The organism is Pseudomonas sp. B21-048 (genome assembly GCF_024748615.1).
Lineage (GTDB): Bacteria > Pseudomonadota > Gammaproteobacteria > Pseudomonadales > Pseudomonadaceae > Aquipseudomonas.
The window spans coordinates 3,992,066-4,009,782 of record NZ_CP087168.1; the positions used below are offsets into that span (position 1 = coordinate 3,992,066).

Annotated in this window: 16 protein-coding genes; 5 read left to right on the top strand and 11 right to left on the bottom strand. The window is 57.0% G+C overall.

What is annotated here, in order from left to right; genetic code table 11:
- From pabC to LOY56_RS18815, 8 genes are all read right to left on the bottom strand, one after another.
- Entirely contained in the window at positions 1-816 is an 816-nt protein-coding gene (gene pabC / locus LOY56_RS18780) for an aminodeoxychorismate lyase (RefSeq protein WP_258616424.1), read from the bottom strand.
- Complete coding sequence (gene fabF, locus LOY56_RS18785; RefSeq protein WP_258616427.1) at positions 816-2,060, bottom strand: beta-ketoacyl-ACP synthase II; 1,245 nt, start codon at positions 2,058-2,060, stop codon at positions 816-818. Before fabF ends, pabC begins: the two co-directional genes overlap by 1 nt.
- Positions 2,061-2,168: 108 nt before the next feature.
- Complete coding sequence (acpP, locus tag LOY56_RS18790; protein ID WP_003442511.1) at positions 2,169-2,405, bottom strand: acyl carrier protein; 237 nt, start codon at positions 2,403-2,405, stop codon at positions 2,169-2,171.
- Between the two features lie 192 nt (positions 2,406-2,597).
- Positions 2,598-3,341, bottom strand: coding sequence for a 3-oxoacyl-ACP reductase FabG (gene fabG, locus LOY56_RS18795; protein ID WP_258616434.1), 744 nt, complete (start codon positions 3,339-3,341; stop codon positions 2,598-2,600).
- 16 nt (positions 3,342-3,357) lie between these two features.
- Entirely contained in the window at positions 3,358-4,296 is a 939-nt protein-coding gene (fabD, locus tag LOY56_RS18800) for an ACP S-malonyltransferase (protein ID WP_258616442.1), read from the bottom strand.
- Positions 4,297-4,421: 125 nt separating this feature from the next.
- A complete protein-coding gene (plsX, locus tag LOY56_RS18805) occupies positions 4,422-5,432 on the bottom strand; it encodes a phosphate acyltransferase PlsX (RefSeq protein ID WP_258616446.1) in 1,011 nt (336 codons plus the stop codon).
- 3 nt (positions 5,433-5,435) lie between these two features.
- The gene (gene rpmF, locus LOY56_RS18810; RefSeq protein WP_003179396.1) at positions 5,436-5,618 is read right to left on the bottom strand and encodes a 50S ribosomal protein L32; all 183 of its coding nucleotides are present in this window, start codon (positions 5,616-5,618) and stop codon (positions 5,436-5,438) included.
- A 13-nt stretch (positions 5,619-5,631) separates the two neighbouring features.
- Positions 5,632-6,159: a YceD family protein gene (locus LOY56_RS18815; protein WP_004371317.1), complete on the bottom strand. Its 528-nt coding sequence runs from the start codon at positions 6,157-6,159 to the stop codon at positions 5,632-5,634.
- Between the two features lie 105 nt (positions 6,160-6,264).
- On the opposite strand from LOY56_RS18815, the gene LOY56_RS18820 reads away from it, so the two are divergent.
- From LOY56_RS18820 to LOY56_RS18830, 3 genes are all read left to right on the top strand, one after another.
- Positions 6,265-6,843: a nucleoside triphosphate pyrophosphatase gene (locus tag LOY56_RS18820; RefSeq protein WP_258616449.1), complete on the top strand. Its 579-nt coding sequence runs from the start codon at positions 6,265-6,267 to the stop codon at positions 6,841-6,843.
- A gap of 426 nt (positions 6,844-7,269) precedes the next feature.
- Positions 7,270-9,042 carry an S-type pyocin domain-containing protein gene (locus LOY56_RS18825; protein WP_258616450.1) on the top strand — a complete coding sequence of 591 codons (1,773 nt, stop codon included), beginning with the start codon at positions 7,270-7,272 and terminating at the stop codon, positions 9,040-9,042.
- Entirely contained in the window at positions 9,042-9,314 is a 273-nt protein-coding gene (locus LOY56_RS18830; protein WP_258616451.1) for a hypothetical protein, read from the top strand. Before LOY56_RS18825 ends, LOY56_RS18830 begins: the two co-directional genes overlap by 1 nt.
- A 387-nt stretch (positions 9,315-9,701) precedes the next feature.
- Here LOY56_RS18830 and LOY56_RS18835 read toward each other — a convergent pair whose 3' ends face one another.
- From LOY56_RS18835 to rluC, 3 genes are read right to left on the bottom strand one after another with little or no spacing between them, the layout of a single operon-like run.
- Complete coding sequence (locus LOY56_RS18835; protein WP_258616452.1) at positions 9,702-10,691, bottom strand: S49 family peptidase; 990 nt, start codon at positions 10,689-10,691, stop codon at positions 9,702-9,704.
- Positions 10,692-10,714: 23 nt separating this feature from the next.
- The gene (locus tag LOY56_RS18840; protein ID WP_258616455.1) at positions 10,715-11,377 is read right to left on the bottom strand and encodes an HAD-IA family hydrolase; all 663 of its coding nucleotides are present in this window, start codon (positions 11,375-11,377) and stop codon (positions 10,715-10,717) included.
- The gene (gene rluC / locus LOY56_RS18845) at positions 11,364-12,326 is read right to left on the bottom strand and encodes a 23S rRNA pseudouridine(955/2504/2580) synthase RluC (protein ID WP_258616457.1); all 963 of its coding nucleotides are present in this window, start codon (positions 12,324-12,326) and stop codon (positions 11,364-11,366) included. Before rluC ends, LOY56_RS18840 begins: the two co-directional genes overlap by 14 nt.
- 701 nt (positions 12,327-13,027) lie before the next feature.
- Here rluC and rne point away from each other — a divergent pair.
- Together rne and LOY56_RS18855 are read left to right on the top strand one after the other, a co-directional pair.
- On the top strand, positions 13,028-16,213 hold the full coding sequence (gene rne / locus LOY56_RS18850; protein WP_258616458.1) for a ribonuclease E: 3,186 nt from the start codon (positions 13,028-13,030) through the stop codon (positions 16,211-16,213).
- Between the two features lie 151 nt (positions 16,214-16,364).
- On the top strand, positions 16,365-17,570 hold the full coding sequence (locus tag LOY56_RS18855; RefSeq protein WP_258614918.1) for an ISL3 family transposase: 1,206 nt from the start codon (positions 16,365-16,367) through the stop codon (positions 17,568-17,570).
- Positions 17,571-17,717 lie beyond the last annotated feature (147 nt).

The window sequence follows — 17,717 nt, forward strand, 5'->3', positions numbered from 1 at the left end:
TCAAGCATCCAGTAGCGCACGAGCAATGGTTTGGAGTTTACGGGTGAGCGGCCCAACCGGCCAGCTCAGTGCGGCATAGGCGCGCACCGGCCAAACGCCATACACGCTGTTGCAGACAAAGACCTCGTCAGCCCATTGCAGCTGCTCGAGGGTGATATCAGTGATTTGCGTGGGAATCCCCAATGACTCAGCTTGAAACAATAATTCGGCACGCATCACGCCCGCCACGCCACAGCGTTTGAGATCGGCCGTCACCAGCACGCCATCGCGCACCAGGAACAGATTGCTGAACACGCCTTCGATTACCCGCCCGACCTGATCCAGCATTAAGCCTTCGGCATGCTCGGTGTCTTGCCATTCGGAACGGGCGATGACCTGCTCCAGACGATTCAGATGTTTGAGGCCAGCGAGCAATGGCTGTTTTGAAAGCCGTGTCGCACAAGGAAACAGCCGAATGCCCTGCTCCGCATGAACAGCCGGATAACCAGCAGGAGGATTACCTTGCAGAATGCGTCGAGCCTGAGCCGAGGGATCGGCGGCATAACCACGCAGACTGTCGCCGCGGGTGAGGATGAGTTTGAGCACGCCCTCGCCCAGCGCGGCGGCATAGGCCAGTAGCTCCGCGCGGATCAGTTGATGATCGGCGGCAATCGCCAGGCGCGAACAACCCTCGGCCAGACGCGACAGATGTCGGTCCAGCAGCAGCGGCTGCCCGCCCTTGACCACAAGGGTCTCGAACAGACCATCACCGTAAGCCAGGCCGCGATCCTTCAGCGACAAAGCGTCAGCCGGTTGACCGTCGACCCAGCTGTCCATCAGTCAGCGAACCGGCGGAACACCAGCGAGCCATTGGTGCCGCCAAATCCGAAGGAGTTGGACAGCACCACGTCGATATCCATGCCACGCGCGGTGTGGGGTACGAAGTCGAGGTCGCAACCTTCGTCCGGCTCATCAAGGTTGATGGTCGGTGGTGCTACCTGGCTGTTGATTGCCAGCACACTGAAAATCGCCTCGACCGCACCTGCCGCACCCAACAGGTGACCGGTCATCGATTTGGTCGAACTGACCGCCAGCTTGTAGGCGTGATCACCGAACACGGCCTTGATCGCACAGGCTTCGGCGAGGTCGCCCGCCGAGGTCGAAGTGCCGTGGGCGTTGATGTACTGAACCTGATCGCCATTGATCTTCGCATCACGCAAGGCATTGGTGATGCAACGCGCAGCACCCGCGCCATCGGCCGGTGGCGAGGTCATGTGGTAAGCATCGCCACTGGTACCGAAACCGATCAGCTCGGCGTAGATGGTCGCGCCACGGGCCTTGGCGTGCTCGAGTTCTTCGAGCACCAGTGCGCCGGCACCATCGGACAACACGAAGCCATCACGCCCCTTGTCCCATGGACGGCTGGCACGGGTCGGCTCGTCGTTGCGGGTCGACAGTGCGCGGGAGGCACCGAAGCCGCCCATGCCCAGACCACACGCGGCCATCTCGGCACCACCGGCGATCATGACGTCAGCTTCGTCGTACATGATGTTGCGTGCCGCCATGCCAATGCAGTGCGTACCGGTGGTACACGCCGTGGCGATGGCGTAGTTAGGTCCCTGTGCGCCCAAGTGGATGGACAGGAAACCGGAAATCATATTGATGATCGAGCCAGGCACGAAAAACGGCGAAATCCGTCGTGGGCCGGAATCATGCAGTGTGCGGCTGGTTTCTTCGATATTGGTCAGACCGCCAATACCCGAACCCATCGCCACGCCGATCCGCTCGCGATTGGCGTCGGTGACCTCAAGACCTGCGTTACGCACGGCTTGAAAACCTGCAGCCAGACCGTATTGAATGAACAGGTCGAGTTTGCGAGCTTCCTTGACCGACAGGTATTCCTCGACATTGAAGCCCTTTACCGAACCGCCAAAACGGGTGGAATAGGCAGAAAGGTCGGTGTGTTCGATCAGACCAATGCCACTACGGCCAGCCAGAATGCCCTGCCAGCTGCTCGGCACATCCGTGCCCAGTGGCGACAACATACCCATACCGGTGACTACGACGCGTCTACGCGACACAGCACTCTCCTTTTTCAAATGACGACTTTGCATCAGGCCTAAAGAAAAAACCGCACGCCATGATGGCAGTGCGGTTTTTCCATGACAGCGAGCAACGATTACAAGCTATTAAGCCTGATGGTTAGTAACGTAATCGATTGCGGCTTGTACAGTAGTGATCTTCTCAGCTTCTTCGTCAGGAATTTCGGTCTCGAATTCCTCTTCCAGAGCCATCACCAGCTCAACAGTGTCAAGGGAGTCGGCACCCAGGTCTTCAACGAAGGAAGCAGTGTTGACCACTTCTTCTTCTTTAACGCCCAGTTGCTCAGCAACGATTTTCTTGACGCGCTCTTCGATGGTGCTCATACCTTGTTTTCACTCCTAATGGACAAATTCAGGCAGCTGGCCGGTGGGTAAGTGTATAGAAAGACTTTTCAGTTTTTCAACTGAAAGCTTCACTCCTCAAACCCTTAGGCCCTCTGCCGATAAAATAGATTGCAGCTTTATAACGGATTTTAGACAGCTCGTATGACATTTTTTTGAAGCAATCCGTCACATTTAACTCATGTACATCCCGCCGTTCACCGGGATTGTAGCCCCAGTAACGTAAGCCGCACCGTCGGATGCAAGAAAAGCGACCACAGACGCGATCTCTTGAGCTTGCCCCAGACGACCCAGCGGAATCTGCGTCTGCAAGGCTTCACGCTGCGCCTCGGGCAGTTCACGGGTCATATCGGTGTCGATGAACCCAGGGGCCACCGAGTTTACCGTAATCGAACGCGAACCGACTTCACGCGCCAATGCACGACTGAAACCTTCCAGACCGGCCTTGGCGGCAGCGTAGTTTACTTGGCCTGCGTTGCCCATGGCACCCACAACCGAGCCAATACTGATAATTCGTCCCCAACGGGCTTTGGTCATGCCGCGCAGAACGCCTTTGGACAGGCGAAACAGACTGTTCAGATTGGTATCGACGACGTCATGCCATTCGTCATCTTTCATGCGCATCATCAAGTTATCGCGGGTGATACCGGCATTATTGACCAGGATCGACGGCGCACCGAATTGCTCCTGAATGCTCGCCAGCACAGCCGCTACGGACTCGTCGCTGGTGACATTGAGTTCCAGGCCAGCGCCCTGAATACCATTTTCTTTCAGGGTCGCAGCGATACGCTCAGCCCCCGAAGCGGAAGTCGCGGTGCCGATAACAATGGCACCCTGACGACCCAATTCCAGAGCGATAGCCTGGCCGATACCACGGCTGGCACCGGTGACCAATGCAACTTTACCTTGCAGGCTCATGCAAGCTTCTCCTTGTTCAGACCAACGCTGCACGGGCGGCAGCGAAAGCGTCTGGGGTATTGAGATTAGAGGTCGACACGCCTTCGGCGCAACGTTTGTTCAAACCGGCAAGTACTTTGCCAGGGCCGCATTCGACCAGTTCGGTCGCGCCCTTGGCAGCCAGCGCCTGGACCGACTCGACCCAGCGCACAGGCTTGTAGAGCTGTTCAAGCAGATCGCGCTTGAGGGTTTCCAGATCGGCCGGCACGTTGGCGCTGACGTTCTGTACCACAGGAATCTGCGGCGCCTGCCAGTCGATCGCTGCGATCGACTCGGCGAACCGCTCGGCGGCTGGGCGCATCAATTCGCAGTGGGACGGCACGCTGACCGGCAATGGCATGGCGCGCTTGGCGCCACGTGCCTTGCAGCCTTCGATGGCGCGCTCAACCGCCGCCTTGGCGCCAGCGATCACCACCTGGCCCGGGGAGTTGAAGTTCACCGCGCTCACCACTTCACCTTGCGCCGCTTCGGCACAGGCTGCCAGCACGTCGGCATCGTCCAGACCAAGGATGGCGGCCATGCCACCCTGCCCGGCCGGAACGGCTTCCTGCATCAACTGACCGCGGCGCTCTACCAGCTTCACCGCGTCGCCCAGGCTCAGACTGCCTGCAGCGACGAGGGCGCTGTATTCGCCCAGGCTGTGACCGGCAACGTAAGCCGGACGCGCGCCGCCTTCAGCCAGCCACAGGCGCCACAAGGCGATCGAGGCGGTCAGAATGGCCGGCTGGGTTTTATCGGTTTGATTGAGTTGTTCTTCCGGCCCTTGCTGGGTCAGTGCCCACAGGTCGTAACCCAGAGCATCGGAAGCTTCTTTGAATGTTTCGAGGACCACCGGATGTTGCGCGCCCAACTCGGCCAGCATGCCGAGGGACTGCGAACCCTGTCCTGGAAAGACGAATGCGAGGGAAGCAGACATGTAACAAGCCCCTAATGATCTTGTCGTCGGAGAATTGACGTCCCGCTTGTGGAACGCAAGAAACTCACAGTTGGATGGCCCATTGAACTGAGCGGTCACATTTAAGCATTGTCCGACGAAAACACCTAAGGCAACAAATCTTCCAGGCGCCCATGAAGCCGCTCCGGCAAGTTTTCCTGGATCTCGATCAGCGCGCGCTGAATCGCACTCTGAAAACCCTGTACCCCCGCCGAACCATGGCTTTTCACGACAATTCCCTGCAAACCGAGGAAACTTGCGCCGTTATGTCGCGCCGGCGCCAGTTCGGCCTGCAAGCGCTTCATCAGCGGCAGCGCCAGTGCGCCCACCATTTTCGACGCGAAATTTTTCTTGAACAACGCCTCAATGCGCCCGGCAATCATGGTCGCCAGGCCTTCGCTGGACTTGAGCAGGATGTTGCCGACAAAGCCGTCACACACCACCACATCCGCCTCGCCACGGTACAAGCCGTCACCTTCGACAAACCCGATGTAGTTGATGCCACGAGCACTCTGCAACAAGGTGGCCGCCAGTTTGACCTGCTGATTGCCCTTGATGTCTTCGGTGCCGATGTTCAGCAATGCGACCCTTGGGCGAACGATGCCCAAGGTTTCTGCCGCGACCGACCCCATCACTGCAAACTGCAATAAGTGCTCGGCACTGCAATCGACGTTGGCACCCAGGTCGAGCAACTGGCAGTAGCCCTTCTGCGTCGGAATGGCCGCGATCATTGCCGGCCGATCGATGCCCGGCAAGGTCTTGAGCACAAACCGTGACAACGCCATCAGCGCCCCGGTATTACCGGCACTGACACAGGCCTGAACCTTGCCATCACGCAGCAATTCCAGCGCCACGCGCATCGACGAATCGGGTTTGCCGCGCAAGGCCTGGGCAGGTTTTTCGTCCATGGTGATGACTTCGGACGCCGGCGCAATCGACAGGCGCGCGCGATCCACAGCCGATTGGCTGGCGAGCAATTCTTCAAGAAGGGAGGGTTGACCGACGAGGGTCAGGTGCAGCGAGGGCGTAGCAGACAGACAAGCAAGGCTGGCCTGAACAATGCTGCGGGGACCGAAGTCCCCGCCCATTGCGTCAATCGCGATGACTTGAGCGGACAAGGATTACTCGTCAGCGCCCTTGTCGATCACTTTACGACCACGGTAAACGCCTTCTGGCGATACGTGGTGACGCAGGTGAACTTCACCGGTGGTTTTTTCTACAGACAGGGTGCTAGCCTCGAGAGCGTCGTGCGAACGACGCATGTCACGGGCAGAGCGGGATTTTTTGTTCTGCTGAACAGCCATAATTGATTAACTCCTAAACGTTTGGGTCACGCTTTAACTGCGCCAATACACTGAACGGGTTGGACCGCGTTACCTCGTCCTCGCTCGGTTCGGGCTCATCGAGACCCGCCGGCTGCTGGCATTCTTCCGGATGATGAGCAGGCACAATGGGCAAGGCGAGCAGAAGCTCCTCCTCGATCAGTGACTGCAGATCCAAAGGATCTTCGCCCAGTTCCAGCACGTCATAACCTTTCGGCAACGACTGGGTATTCGCACCCTCCTTCACCACAGCATAACTGCATTCGCTATGGATCGGCAGGGTGACCAGCTCAAGACAACGCTGGCAAACCATTTTGACTTCGGTGTCGATAAAGCTGTGAATTACCACAGATTTACGTTCATCTCGTTCAAAAACGAATTTAGCCTGCACCGTACCGACAGTATCGGAAAGCGGGTCGCAGAGTCTCTCCAAATCGGCCAGCAGCAGTTCACCTTGAAGGGTGGTGCCACGGTCAGCCAATTTGCGCGGGTCAACGTGAGGTGGAATCGGGTCATTCAACATAGGCGCAGCATTATAGGGATGCCCCCAGCCATGTCAAAGGAAATTCAGCCCTGTCCGTCACTTGCAAGCCTCGCTAGAATTTGCCCCTGCTCTTTGGAGATGCGCATGCTGCCTTTATTACTCGCTTCAAGCTCGACCTATCGCCGGGAATTGCTGGCCCGCTTGCAGCTGCCGTTCACGTGCAGCTCGCCGGATATCGACGAAAGTCATCGCCCCGACGAGTCAGCCGTCGAGCTGGTAAAGCGCCTCGCCGAAGAAAAAGCCCGCGCACTTGCTGGCAGTCATCCAGCCCACCTGATCATCGGATCGGATCAGGTCGCCATACTTGGCGAGCGGATTATCGGCAAACCCCACACCTTCGAAAAGGCCCGCGAACAACTGCTGGCATCCAGCGGTGCAAGCGTGACCTTCCTGACCGGCCTGGCACTGCTCAATAGCCAAACCGGCCATTGCCAGGTCGATTGCGTGCCCTTTACCGTACACATGCGCACACTCGACGCAGCGCGCATCGAACGCTATCTGCGCACTGAACAGCCCTATGACTGCGCTGGCAGCTTCAAGGCCGAAGGTTTGGGGGTGAGCCTGTTTCAAAGCACCGAAGGCCCTGACGCCACCAGCCTGATCGGCCTGCCGTTGATTCGCCTGATCGACATGCTGCTGGCCGAAGGCGTGCAAATTCCCTGACCATAAAAAAACCGGCCGCAACGACTCAATGCCGATCCGTTAAGCAATTTCAATAGCAACGCTGAACTGATAGGCAATAGTCCTATCAGCGGAGTTTTAATCCGACATTTCAAACTTTAAAGCGCCGAACTTGCAAACGATCCGACCCATCAGCAGCAAAAACGCGCTTTTCAAGCAGGCGATCGGCGCCACGAGTCAAATCCGGGTAACAGATCATCAATCCCTACAGAACGCACCAAAAATTTCTGCCTGAAATCGGATTTTTTGATGTAAGAAATATTACTGTGGATCGTAGTTGATATTGAACTTACCCAATCTCTAAAGACGTTATACGCAGTAAACATTTTACTGTTGATAGGGTGCCGTGGTTGCGGCATAACTTAGACGCTCTTCAAATGGAATTTAAATTATTGCAAGGGACGCTGCATGCAAAATTCTATCGCTTCTCCTCCGCCTTTGACATCATCGAACGCCCCGCCCAACCCACCCATGGAATATCCAAGGTTTCTGTCAAATTTTGACAGTGCTCTAAATTGGGATGGAGCGCTTCCGACGGTTACTGTGGCTCACCGTATTGAAACTATCGATAAAGAGCCCGACGCATATTCAAAGTTAGTAGCTATAGCACATTCGGCGCAAGATCAGATAAGAGGTGTTTTTTCGAATGGTACGGCGGGCGTTCGAAATGAAATAGAGGGGCGTATAAGCTCAGCCACTGATGCCCACCCATTCAACAAGCTGGAGGGCGCCTTAAAAAAGAAAATTATTATTGTCGAGCTCCTGCAACGAGTTAGATTGAATAGGAGCTGGTATGAAGCGGATGCATTTTTTGGCATAGATGCATTGTCGCTCGACAGCATGGAAAGTGCCGAGCTATTCGCAGCTTATGTGGATTCAGCAGAACACGATGCAGAACGCCTAGGCCTTTATGAAAGCTTCCTGAGATCTCTGACAGCCGCCTACGTTAAACGAATACTTGTCGAGGCTGTTTCCATTTTGGACGACGCATCTCCAGCTATAGATGCTGCAATCCACTCTGCCTTGGCTAGAGGCGAAACTGCCTACAGCTTCAATTTAACCCTTAGTCAATCCGCGCAGGTGGTCACTGTGGCGGGTGCCGCCACCCTCCAAAACGCGGACGGTTGGACCTTCGAGGCAGCGATCCGTAAAAGCGTTTTGTTGTTGACAGGGTTGGGAGACGTAGTTCTCAGTCGAGCGACGGCGATTGGGATCGGTGCGTTGCTCTATTCACCCTCTTTGGGTAACGGCGAGCGTTATCCTCAAACGGCACTCAAACTATCTGGCAGTGCAGTCTTGCCAGATGCACCGTCCAACCTGAATGAAATCGCCGCTGTCGAAGGAACCATCGATCTTCCCTACCGGATTTATGGTGACCTTGGCCAATACACCCTCGTTGCAACGCCGGCGGGAGGGGGCATTTCATCAGCGGTACCAGTTCGAGCGCTGGAGTTCGACCAGAAGACTAACAGCTACAGCTTCACCTCCACCGACACACCACCGATCACCCTCAGTTTTCCCATTATCCACTGGGATAACAGTTCGACAACTTCACCTGCTAGACCCGTGGAAGTACCGCGTTACAGTGGCGTTGAGCTATTGCCACTACTCGTGCAGCCCGAGACATTGCCTGCGTTCGAGTTACCGGACTTCAGGGATTGTATTTACTGTTTTCCGATCAACAGCGGCTTGCCGCCGATTTATGTTGTTTTCAATAGCCCTTATGAAGGGGCTACTACGAGAGGAAAGTACAGCGGTCGATTGTTCAATCCCGCCCAGGCCGGAGGCCCAATCCTGGATTTGGATTGGACCAATACTAGCGTCACGAAAGCGGGTATTGATCTTGTCAAATTGCATACGGGCCGCTTCGAACCTTCGGATGCCAATGCAATCATGGTTGATCGCTTGGAAAGGATATTTGAGGGTAAATTAGTAGTCACGGCTATCGACAAACGTTTCTATACTCATGAGTTGAGAGAGCTTGAACGCTTCAGAACATTAGGTGTGATAGATGGCGTAAGGCCGAATGATGAAGGTGCTACTTGGAATAATACCCACGCGGCGACTTTGGAAGACTACAAACTCAAGGATGCTTCTGAATTGCTCTACACACCTGATGCTTTAGAGGCGGATGAAAAACAACGGGAAAGAATGTACAAACAACTGGGCGGAGTAAAATAATGGGTGTCATAAAAGAAATTGTGCTCAACGAAGAGCCCGAAGAGGTGATTCTATTTTTCACGAAGCCTGAGTTAGGTATCTCGCTTCCTCAACTGGACAGATTTTACAATATGGCTAGCTGGGCGCATGTGGGAGACAACATGGGATTATTGCATCTTGTTTGGAAAATGCGTGACGCTGGATTTGTAAAAATGGATGGAACCGGGATTAGGAGGGGGCCTAACTGGAGGGAGCCGATATTCATGGTAGAGGGAAAATATACTTTTGATTGATATTGCTAAGCCTCTGTCACCTTCAGGGGCGACAAGCTATATCTATTGTTTCGAGGACGTCCGACGCCCTGACCTTGGTGATTGGATTCAGCCTAGCCCAGAGATATGCTTACGATTGCTTCAGGGGTAGACGATTAACAAAAAGCGAGCGCCTGCGTAATGCCGGTCAGCTATGCTGACTGGCATTTTTATTTTCAAGCCAGTCCTTCGACTGAATTTGGGGTGAAAGCAAAGTTGTGGGTCAGTTTCCATGCCCGAGCGAGACGCATAAAAAATCCGATACCCGTGCAGGCATCGGATTTTGATGTCTAGCGGCCAAAGGTCAAGCAAGATGGCTTAACTGATCGGCATTAACCACAAAGGCCGGTTTTTTATACAGCCAAAGGATCAGCGCATCGACGGCCCCTGAAAGCCCATCCACATCGCCAAATGTTCAGCCACGCTGGCGCCGAGCTTTTTCGAGAAGCGATCGAATGGCGATTCCTCAATAGTGAAATCCACCAGCTCTTTCTCGCCGATCACATCACGCGCAACCGAACTGGCATTGCCCAGACCATCGATCAAGCCCAACGACAGCGCCTGCTCACCCGACCAGATCAGCCCGGAGAACAGCTCCGGATGCTCTTTATCCTTCAGCCGATCACCCCGACCCTTCTTGACGCTGCTGATGAACTGCTGATGAGTGGTATCGAGCACGCCCTGCCAGAACTGGGTTTCCGCGAGCTTCTGGGGCTGGAACGGATCGAGGAACGATTTGTGCTCGCCGGAGGTGTAGGTACGACGCTCGACACCCAACTTCTCCATCGTCCCGACAAAACCGTAACCGGCCGCTGTCACACCAATGGAACCCACCAGGCTCGCCTTGTCGGCGTAGATCTGATCCGCTGCACTGGCGATGTAATAGGCACCGGAAGCGCCCAGATCCGAGATCACCGCATAAACCTTGGTATCTGGATTCAGGCCGCGCAAACGACGGATTTCATCATAGACATAACCCGACTGCACCGGACTGCCGCCAGGGCTATTGATTCGCAGAATCACACCCTTGACCTTCTTGTCCTCGAAGGCTGCACGCAGACTGCCGACAATGTTGTCGGCACTGGCCGGCTCCTTGTCGGCGATCATGCCGGTCACGTCGATCAGCGCCGTGTAACCGGAACCACGGGTGGCGCCTTTCTCCATGTCCATCAGCGGCGTGAACAGAATCAACATACCAAACAGATACACAAAGGTCAGCAGCTTGAAGAAAATCCCCCAGCGACGAGACCGACGCTGTTCCTGCACACCAGCCAGCAGGGTCTTTTCCAGCAGCTTCCAACTCTTCTCGTCACCACTCTCCGCGCTCGCCTTGGCGGGCGACTTCCATTCGTCGGTCATGACATCTACTCCAGCAAAACCCGTTAAGCCCGCTGACTCAGCCAGGCGTGCAATTCTGAAAAACGATCAATGGCCAGTCGCGGCTCGAACAATTTCAACGCGTCAATCGATTGAGCGCCATAGCTGACCGCCACCGAACCCATGCCGGCGTTGCGTGCCATCTGCAGATCGAAGGACGAATCGCCGACCATCAACGCCTGCTCCGGGCGAACCTCGCAATGGGCGAGAATCTGCTCGAGCATCAGCGGATGAGGTTTGCTGGCCGTTTCATCCGCCGCGCGGGTGACATCAAAATAATTTTCCCAACCGTGAGACTTCAGCACCCGATCCAGCCCTCGACGAGCCTTGCCGGTCGCTACTGCCAGATGATAACCCTCGACACGAAAGGCCTCGAGAGACTCGACAACCCCCTCAAACAGCGGGGAAGGCACGGCCTCCGCCGCAATGTAGTGATCCGCATAATGCTGACGGAATGCCACCAGCTCGGCGTCGCGAATCTCGGGATACAGCGCGCGAATCGCCTCCGGCAAGCCCAGACCAATAATGCCTTTGACGGCAAAATCATCACGCAACTGAAAACCGGACCGCTCGGATGCGACATGCATCGCCTCGACAATCCGACCAATGGAGTCAGCGAGCGTGCCGTCCCAATCGAAAATCAGCAGCTTGTAATCAGTAGGGTGCACTCAAGCGCTCCACGGTTTTGGCCCACATCTCGTCGACCGGCGCCTGCAACTTGAGCTCACTACCATCAGGCAGCGGCACAGTCAGCAGGTAGGCGTGCAGAAACAGACGCTTGCCGCCGAGATCACGAATCTCTTTGCTGAAACCTTCATCGCCGTACTTGGTATCACCAGCAATGCAATGTCCGGCATGCAGAGTATGGACGCGAATCTGGTGAGTGCGACCGGTGATCGGCTTGGCTTCGATTAGGGTGGCAAAGTCACCAAAACGACGCAGGACCTTGAACACGGTCACAGACTCCTTGCCCTCCTCCTCGTCGACCTCGACCATACGCTCGCCGGAGCGCAAATTGCTCTTGCCGAGCGACGCCCTGACTTGCTTGATCGAGGCCGCCCAGTTGCCACGGACCAGTGCCATATAGCGCTTATCGACGCCATCGCCGCGCAACGCCGTGTGCAAGTGGCGCAACATGCTGCGCTTCTTGGCGATCATCAACAGGCCGGACGTATCACGGTCGAGACGGTGAACCAGTTCGAGCTCTTTGCAATCGGGACGCAACTGACGAAAGGCTTCGATCACCCCGTAAGTCAGGCCGCTGCCGCCATGAACTGCGATGCCGCAAGGCTTGTTGATCACGATCAACGCCTTGTCTTCGAAGACAATCGAGGCCTCGAGCCGCTGCAGCAGGCCTTGGGCCAGCGGCACAGGTTCGTCGCGCTCAGGCACGCGAACCGGCGGCACGCGCACGATATCGCCCGCCTGCAGCTTGTATTCGGGCTTGATCCGACCTTTGTTCACCCGCACTTCGCCCTTGCGCAAAATGCGGTAAATCAAGGTCTTGGGCACGCCTTTGAGCCGAGCGAGAAGGAAGTTATCAATACGTTGGCCGGCATATTCCGGCGAGACCTCCAGCAGTTGTACGGCTGGGGTCGAAGGGGCAGTAGTCGTCATGGCGCGGATGATAACAATTTTTTATGGAATTGAAGCACTTAATCATTGCTGCTATAGTCGCGAACGCCGCCAAAAGCGGCCTGGACAGCGGAACCACGGTCAAAAACCGGCCCTGACCAACGCAATTCACCAGGACGCGAGGCCGTCCTACGGGGCTTTCGCTACGTAACGGTGGAGTTTGCAGTTGTAACAAGCGCAGGTGACATAAGGCCTGAATCATGCCGCAAAGCAGAGTTTTCACTCGCCTTCCGAGCAAATATTCACGGCCAGTTCACAAAGTGCAGTCAGCCGCGAACGACCCCGAGCGAACGCTTCGGAAACAACGCCTAAATTAGCCATGATGCGTGACCTCCCCTTTCGGAGCTCACGGTAAATGCCAACCCGCTGCGGATTCTGCGCGCGGCAGCACCCGAATTATCAGGGATACGTGTAGGGTGGAGATGCACAACCGCTGGACTGTGTAGCAATAGGCTTTATCAAGACGCTTCATCTCGTCCACAGCCGCCGGTTGATTCCTCCTCCTGACTGAGTGCTTAAGTAGCCACAGCAAGCAGGACGCGTACGTCGCGATGAAGGCCCACATTGGCCGGACCTCGCTGGACACGGGAATGGCCAACCACTCCCGACGCACCTGACACCGACCGTGAGAAGTCGTGTGTGCCGAACGCCGTTTCCGGCAGCCCGGAAACCGACGGTACTACATGAAAAGAATGCTGATTAACGCAACTCAACCCGAAGAGTTGCGTGTTGCACTGGTAGATGGCCAGCGCCTCTACGACCTGGACATCGAATCCGGTGCACGCGAGCAAAAGAAGGCCAACATCTATAAAGGCCGGATCACTCGCATCGAACCAAGCCTTGAGGCTGCCTTTGTCGATTTCGGCTCCGAGCGCCATGGCTTCCTGCCCCTCAAAGAAATCTCCCGCGAATACTTCAAGAAAGCCCCTGAAGGCCGCGTCAACATCAAGGACGTCCTGAGCGAAGGCCAGGAAGTCATCGTTCAGGTTGAAAAAGAAGAACGTGGCAACAAGGGCGCCGCCCTGACCACCTTCATCAGCCTGGCCGGTCGTTACCTGGTTCTGATGCCGAACAACCCACGTGCCGGCGGTATCTCCCGTCGCATCGAAGGTGAAGAGCGCAACGAACTGCGTGAAGCGCTGAACGGTCTGGTTGCCCCGGCCGACATGGGTCTGATCGTTCGTACTGCCGGCCTTGGTCGCAGCAGCGAAGAAATGCAGTGGGACCTCGATTACCTGCTGCAACTCTGGACCGCCATCAAAGAAGCTTCGCTGGATCGTTCCGCGCCGTTCCTGATCTACCAGGAAAGCAACGTGATCATCCGCGCCATCCGCGATTACCTGCGCCAGGACATCGGCGAAGTGCTGATCGACAGCGTTGAAGCCCAGGACGAAGCCCTGACCTTCATTCGCCAGGTGATGCCGCAGTACGCCAGCAAGATCAAGTTGTACGAAGACAGCGTTCCGCTGTTCAACCGTTTCCAGATCGAAAGCCAGATCGAAACCGCCTTCCAGCGCGTCGTCGAACTGCCTTCCGGCGGCTCCATCGTTATCGATCCGACCGAAGCCCTGGTGTCCATCGACATCAACTCGGCGCGCGCCACCAAAGGCAGCGACATCGAAGAAACAGCCCTGCAGACCAACCTTGAAGCCGCCGAAGAAATCGCCCGTCAGTTGCGCTTGCGCGACATCGGCGGCCTGATCGTCATCGACTTCATCGACATGACCCCTGCCAAGAACCAGCGCGCCGTGGAAGAGAAAGTCCGCGAATGCCTGGAAGCCGACCGCGCTCGCGTACAAGTCGGTCGCATCTCGCGCTTCGGTCTGCTGGAAATGTCCCGTCAGCGCCTGCGTCCATCGCTGGGCGAAAGCAGCGGCATCGTCTGCCCGCGTTGCAACGGCACCGGCATCATCCGGGATGTTGAATCGCTGTCGCTGGCGATCCTGCGCCTGATCGAAGAAGAAGCCCTGAAAGACCGCACCGCCGAAGTTCGCGCCCAAGTGCCGATTCCGGTTGCAGCTTTCCTGCTCAACGAAAAACGCAACTCGATCACCAAGATCGAACTGCGCACCCGTGCCCGCATCGTCATTCTGCCGAACGATCACCTCGAAACGCCGCACTTCGAAGTTCAGCGTCTGCGCGATGACAGCCCGGAAGCCAGCATCAACCAGTCCAGCTACGAAATCGCGGCTGCCGCCGCCGAAGTCGAAGAAGTCCAGCCAGCCGCCGCGACCCGCACCCTGGTTCGCCAGGAAGCCGCGGTCAAGACGGCTCCAGCCCGCGCCAACGCTCCGGTTCCGACCGAAGTCGCCGCTGCTCCGGTGGCTGCACCGGCCGTCGCCCCAGAACCAAGCCTGTTCAAAGGCCTGGTGAAGTCACTGGTCAGCCTGTTCGCCACCAAGGAAGAGCCTGCTGCGCCGGTGGTGGTTGAAAAGCCAGCCACCGAACGCCCTGCTCGCAACGAAGAACGCCGTAACGGCCGTCAACAGAGCCGCAACCGTAACGGTCGCCGCGATGAAGAGCGCAAGCCTCGTGAGGAACGTGCTCCGCGTGAAGAGCGCGCCCCCCGTGAGCCACGCGAAGCCCGCGAAGAAGCTCCAGTAGTCGCCCAGGAACGCGCTCCGCGTGAAGAGCGCGCACCACGCGCCCCTCGTGAAGAACGTGCACCGCGCGCCCCGCGTGAAGATCGCAAGCCACGTGGCGAGCGTGAAGAACGTCCGGTTCGTGAACTGCGCGAGCCTCTTGATGCTGCTCCGGCCGCTGCTGCTACTGCTACCGCTGAAGAGCGTCCAGCTCGCCAGCCACGTGAAGAACGTGCTCCACGCCCACCGCGTGAAGAACGTCAGCCACGTACCGAGCAAGCCGCTGCTGCCGTTGCTGAAGAAGAGTTGACCACCAACGAAGAGCAACTGCAGGAAGACGGTCAGGAAGGCGCCGAAGGCGATCGTCCACGCCGCCGCTCCCGTGGCCAGCGTCGTCGCAGCAACCGTCGTGAGCGTCAACGCGATGCCAACGGCAACGTGATCGAAGGTTCGGAAGAGTCCGAATCGACGGAAAACGCCGAAGCGCCAAGCGCTGCCGATCTGGCCGCCGGCCTGGCTGTTACCGCAGCCGTTGCCAGCTCCGTGATCAGCGCACCTGCTGAAGCGCAAGCCAACGAGCAAGCTGAACGCGCCACTGCCGCCACGCAGGAAGCCGCTCCGGTCGAAGCACCCGTCGTTGAAGCGACCACGCCAGTCGAAGTCACTGCTTCTCCGGAAATCGAAGTGGCACCGGTTCGTGAAGCCCAGCCTGAAGTTGAAGCTGCCGCTGAACCGTCCGTCGTCGCTGAACCAGTAGTTGCTGCAGAGCCTGTGGCTGAACCGGTACGTAAAGTTCGCGAAGAACAAACCACGTTCAACTGGGTTGCCGAGCCGCCTGTCGCGGTCGAAGCACCAGCGTCAGTCGCTGAAGCCCCGGTGGCTGAAGCCATGGTCTCCGAGCCAGTGGTTGCTGCTGCCGAGCCTGCTCCAGCGGTGGTTGAAGCACCGGTTGTAGCCGAAGCCGCTCCGGTGGTTGAAACCGCCCCTGTCAGTGCCCTGACCCCAAGTGGCCGTGCGCCGAACGACCCACGTGAAGTACGTCGTCGCAAGCGTGAAGAAGAGCGTCTGCAGAAGGAAGCCGAACTGGCTGCCACTGCGGCTCCGGCCGTTGCCGAGCCAGCACCGGTTGTTGCTGAAGTTGTCGAGGCAGCCCCTGCCCCGGCTGCTGAAGTCGCCGCCGAGCCAGTTGAATCGGTGATCGACGAAGCACCGCGCTCCGTTCAGGAAGCGGTAGAGCAACACGAGCAAGCCCAGGAAAAAGAGCACGAGCCTAAACCCCTCGTCTGATTCCATCGGCCACTAAAAAAGGCCCCGCCTGGTGATCCAGGCGGGGCTTTTTTTTGGTTCTTCACGGAATCCCGGGAAACACAGAAACAAGAACGCCGATTTGATTGATGATGTTCGTGCGAGCAAACACATCTAACAAACCGGCGTTCTTATGCGCGATATTAATACTTTCCTTCCTTTTTGGGAGGGCTTTTCTGTTGTCACCATCAAGCCTGATGGCGATACGCTACAAATCGATCTAACCCCTCATGCCACCCGGTTCCCATCTTGTGGCGGGTGCCAAAAGCCCTGTTCAACCACTCATGAGTATTGCGAGCGAACCGTTCGTGATTTGCCCATCCTCGGCCGTGCGGTGCGTCTCAGCGTGTTGCTCAGACGTGTTGGCTGCCGTGATTGCGGCAAACGCATGGAAGCCGTCAGTTGGCTGGATCGCTATGCCCGCATGACGCGCCGCCTGTCTGAGGCCGTCATTCAAGCCTGCGAGCGTCTGCCCACGCTGCACGTGGCTCAGATGTTTGGGCTGCATTGGGACACCGTGCGGTTGCTGGAGCGTCGGGCCTTGCAAGCGGCGCTGAGTGTTTTGCCGAAGGCGCAGCCACGGCGCCTGGTGATGGACGAATTCGCCCTGTTCAAAGGTCATCGCTACGCCAGCGTTGTGCTGGATGCGGATACACGACGAGTGCTGTGGATCGGCGAAGGCCGCAGCCGAGCGGCGGTCAGGCCATTTTTCGAAGAGCTCGGACCGCAGGGTTGCGCTCGCATAGAAGCGGTGGCGATGGACATGAACACCGCGTTTGACCTGGAGGTTCGCCAGCAATGTCCGAACGCGCGAGTGATCTACGACCTCTTTCATGTGGTGGCCAAATATGGCCGAGAGGTCATTGATCGAGTCCGCGTCGACGAAGCTAATCGGCTACGTCACGACAAGCCTGCGCGCAAGGTCATCAAGCAAGCGCGATGGCTGCTTCTGCGTAATCCGCAGAACCTGAAAACGCCGGAGCAACAGGTCCGTTTGGAGGATCTGCTGGCGGCCAACCAAGCGTTGATGACGGTCTACTTGATGAAGGCTGAACTCAAAACGCTTTGGACGCCGAGCACCGCTTGGGGCTGGCGATCAGCCTGGAAGCAATGGCTGCGCCATGCTCAAGAAAGTGAAATACCGGCTCTGATCCAGTTTGCAAAGCGACTAAAGGGTTACTGGCGGGGCATCGTCAGCCGGGTTCGCTGGCCGATGCACACGGGTCAGCTGGAAGGCATAAACAATCGAATAAAGGTCATTAAGCGGATGGCGTACGGTTACCGGGACAGCGAATTCTTTTTCATGAAGATCAAGAGCGTCTTTCCCGGTAATCCGTGAAGAACCTTTTTTTTGCTTATGGAAACTGAAGTTCTGCTGCTACCTACACTCACTTAAATATTTGTAAGCAAGCATTACGAAAGAGCTGTGCAACGTGCAGAATAGAGCGGTGCAGGGCTCAAAGTAGGTCCTGCCACGGCCCGAAAG

What these genes read in the sequence shown, in the direction of transcription:
- pabC (WP_258616424.1), bottom strand. Translation starts at nt 816, where the DNA reads ATGGACAGCTGGGTCGACGGTCAACCGGCTGACGCTTTGTCGCTGAAG.
- acpP (WP_003442511.1), bottom strand. Translation starts at nt 2,405, where the DNA reads ATGAGCACCATCGAAGAGCGCGTCAAGAAAATCGTTGCTGAGCAACTG.
- LOY56_RS18835 (WP_258616452.1), bottom strand. Translation starts at nt 10,691, where the DNA reads ATGACCGACGAATGGAAGTCGCCCGCCAAGGCGAGCGCGGAGAGTGGT.
- LOY56_RS18815 (WP_004371317.1), bottom strand. Translation starts at nt 6,159, where the DNA reads ATGTTGAATGACCCGATTCCACCTCACGTTGACCCGCGCAAATTGGCT.
- fabG (WP_258616434.1), bottom strand. Translation starts at nt 3,341, where the DNA reads ATGAGCCTGCAAGGTAAAGTTGCATTGGTCACCGGTGCCAGCCGTGGT.
- LOY56_RS18855 (WP_258614918.1), top strand. Translation starts at nt 16,365, where the DNA reads ATGCGCGATATTAATACTTTCCTTCCTTTTTGGGAGGGCTTTTCTGTT.
- rpmF (WP_003179396.1), bottom strand. Translation starts at nt 5,618, where the DNA reads ATGGCTGTTCAGCAGAACAAAAAATCCCGCTCTGCCCGTGACATGCGT.
- fabD (WP_258616442.1), bottom strand. Translation starts at nt 4,296, where the DNA reads ATGTCTGCTTCCCTCGCATTCGTCTTTCCAGGACAGGGTTCGCAGTCC.
- rluC (WP_258616457.1), bottom strand. Translation starts at nt 12,326, where the DNA reads ATGACGACTACTGCCCCTTCGACCCCAGCCGTACAACTGCTGGAGGTC.
- LOY56_RS18825 (WP_258616450.1), top strand. Translation starts at nt 7,270, where the DNA reads ATGCAAAATTCTATCGCTTCTCCTCCGCCTTTGACATCATCGAACGCC.
- LOY56_RS18830 (WP_258616451.1), top strand. Translation starts at nt 9,042, where the DNA reads ATGGGTGTCATAAAAGAAATTGTGCTCAACGAAGAGCCCGAAGAGGTG.
- LOY56_RS18820 (WP_258616449.1), top strand. Translation starts at nt 6,265, where the DNA reads ATGCTGCCTTTATTACTCGCTTCAAGCTCGACCTATCGCCGGGAATTG.
- rne (WP_258616458.1), top strand. Translation starts at nt 13,028, where the DNA reads ATGAAAAGAATGCTGATTAACGCAACTCAACCCGAAGAGTTGCGTGTT.